Here is a 3,146-nt window from a genome sequence, read left to right on the forward strand (position 1 = left end):
AGTGGACGCGAGCATCTTTGTGGCCAAGTTTTTAAGGGCGCACGGTGGATGCCTTGGCACCAGGAACCGATGAAGGACGTGGGAGGCCGCGATAGGCCCCGGGGAGTTGTCAACCGAGCTGTGATCCGGGGGTGTCCGAATGGGGAAACCCGGCAGTCGTCATGGGCTGTCACCCGCACCTGAATGTATAGGGTGTGTGGAGGGAACGCGGGGAAGTGAAACATCTCAGTACCCGCAGGAAGAGAAAACAACCGTGATTCCGGGAGTAGTGGCGAGCGAAACCGGATGAGGCCAAACCGTTTACGTGTGATACCCGGCAGGGGTTGCGTGGGCGGGGTTGTGGGAGTGGGCTTGATCGGTCTGCCGGCCGGTCGGCGAGTGATAAACCGTATGGGTAGGCGAAGGGCATGCGAATGGCCCGGCGTAGAGGGTAAGACCCCCGTAGCTGAAATCTGTACGGCTTGCTTGCTCATTTCCCAAGTAGCACAGGGCCCGAGAAATCCTGTGTGAATCTGGCGGGACCACCCGTTAAGCCTAAATATTCCCTGGTGACCGATAGCGGATAGTACCGTGAGGGAATGGTGAAAAGTACCGCGGGAGCGGAGTGAAATAGTACCTGAAACCGTGTGCCTACAAGCCGTGGGAGCGTCGGGCATCAGCTTGCTGGTGTCTCGTGACTGCGTGCCTTTTGAAGAATGAGCCTGCGAGTTTGCGGTGTGTTGCGAGGTTAACCCGTGTGGGGTAGCCGTAGCGAAAGCGAGTCCGAACAGGGCGTTTCAGTAGCATGCTCAAGACCCGAAGCGGAGTGATCTAGCCATGGGCAGGTTGAAGCGCGGGTAAGACCGTGTGGAGGACCGAACCCACCAGGGTTGAAAACCTGGGGGATGACCTGTGGTTAGGGGTGAAAGGCCAATCAAACTCCGTGATAGCTGGTTCTCCCCGAAATGCATTTAGGTGCAGCGTTGTGTGTTTCTTGCCGGAGGTAGAGCACTGGATAGGCGATGGGCCTTACCGGGTTACTGACCTTAGCCAAACTCCGAATGCCGGTAAGTGAGAGCACGGCAGTGAGACTGTGGGGGATAAGCTCCATGGTCGAGAGGGAAACAGCCCAGAGCATCGACTAAGGCCCCTAAGCGTGCGCTAAGTGGGAAAGGATGTGGAGTCGCAGAGACAACCAGGAGGTTGGCTTAGAAGCAGCCATCCTTGAAAGAGTGCGTAATAGCTCACTGGTCAAGTGATTCCGCGCCGACAATGTAGCGGGGCTCAAGCGTACCGCCGAAGTCGTGTCACTGCAGCATGAGGGCTAACGCCTGTTGTGGTGGGTAGGGGAGCGTCGTGTGCCGGGTGAAGCCGCGCTGTGAGGCAGTGGTGGATGGTTCACGAGTGAGAATGCAGGCATGAGTAGCGATACAGGAGTGGGAAACTCCTGCGCCGATTGACCAAGGGTTCCTGGGTCAAGCTGATCTGCCCAGGGTAAGTCGGGACCTAAGGCGAGGCCGACAGGCGTAGTCGATGGACAACCGGTTGATATTCCGGTACCCGCTTTGAAGCGCCCAGTATCGAATCCTCTGATGCTAAGGCCGTGAAGCCGCCTCTGATCTCTTCGGAGTGAGGGGGAGTGGTGGAGCCGCTGATCCGAGGGGGTAGTAGGTAAGTGATGGGGTGACGCAGGAAGGTAGTCCAGCCCGGGCGGTGGTTGTCCCGGGGTAAGGGTGTAGGGCGTTGCCCAGGTAAATCCGGGTGACATATGGCCTGAGACCTGATGCCGAGCCGATTGTGGTGAAGTGGATGATCCTATGCTGTCGAGAAAAGCCTCTAGCGAGTTTCATGGCGGCCCGTACCCTAAACCGACTCAGGTGGTCTGGTAGAGAATACCGAGGCGTTCGGGTGAACTGTGGTTAAGGAACTCGGCAAAATGCCCCCGTAACTTCGGGAGAAGGGGGGCCATTTCTGGTGATCACCCGTGCGGTGTGAGCTGGGGGTGGCCGCAGAGACCAGCGAGAAGCGACTGTTTACTAAAAACACAGGTCCGTGCGAAGCCGTAAGGCGATGTATACGGACTGACGCCTGCCCGGTGCTGGAACGTTAAGGGGACCGGTTAGTCCTGATTCGTCGGGGCGAAGCTGAGAACTTAAGCGCCAGTAAACGGCGGTGGTAACTATAACCATCCTAAGGTAGCGAAATTCCTTGTCGGGTAAGTTCCGACCTGCACGAATGGCGTAACGACTTCTCGACTGTCTCAACCACAGGCCCGGTGAAATTGCACTACGAGTAAAGATGCTCGTTTCGCGCAGCAGGACGGAAAGACCCCGGGACCTTTACTATAGCTTGATATTGGTGTTCGGTTCGGCTTGTGTAGGATAGGTGGGAGACTGTGATCACGTGGCGCCAGCCGTGTGGGAGTCGTCGTTGAAATACCACTCTGGTCGTGCTGGATGTCTAACCTCGGTCCGTGATCCGGATCAGGGACAGTGTCTGGTGGGTAGTTTAACTGGGGCGGTTGCCTCCTAAAGGGTAACGGAGGCGCCCAAAGGTTCCCTCAGCCTGGTTGGTAATCAGGTGGTGAGTGTAAGTGCACAAGGGAGCTTGACTGTGAGACTGACGGGTCGAGCAGGGACGAAAGTCGGGACTAGTGATCCGGCGGTGGCTTGTGGAAGCGCCGTCGCTCAACGGATAAAAGGTACCCCGGGGATAACAGGCTGATCTTCCCCAAGAGTCCATATCGACGGGATGGTTTGGCACCTCGATGTCGGCTCGTCGCATCCTGGGGCTGGAGTCGGTCCCAAGGGTTGGGCTGTTCGCCCATTAAAGCGGTACGCGAGCTGGGTTTAGAACGTCGTGAGACAGTTCGGTCCCTATCCGCTGTGCGCGTTGGAGTCTTGAGAAGGGCTGTCCCTAGTACGAGAGGACCGGGACGGACGGACCTCTGGTGTGCCAGTTGTTCTGCCAAGGGCATGGCTGGTTGGCTACGTTCGGGAGGGATAACCGCTGAAAGCATCTAAGCGGGAAGCCTGCTTCGAGATGAGGACTCCCACCCCCTTTGAGGGGTTAAGGCTCCCGGTGGACGACCGGGTTGATAGGCCGGATGTGGAAGCCTCGTGAGGGGTGGAGCTGACCGGTACTAATAGGCCGAGGGCTTGTCTACA

At 57.7% G+C, this 3,146-nt stretch carries 1 rRNA gene; it reads left to right on the forward strand.

The features are described from left to right. The first annotated feature begins 21 nt into the window (after positions 1-21). Positions 22-3,145, forward strand: a 23S ribosomal RNA gene (locus K7G61_RS35700). Position 3,146 lies beyond the last annotated feature (1 nt).

Origin of the sequence: Streptomyces sp. HPF1205 (assembly GCF_020400825.1) — a bacterium.
Taxonomy (GTDB): Bacteria; Actinomycetota; Actinomycetes; order Streptomycetales; family Streptomycetaceae; genus Actinacidiphila.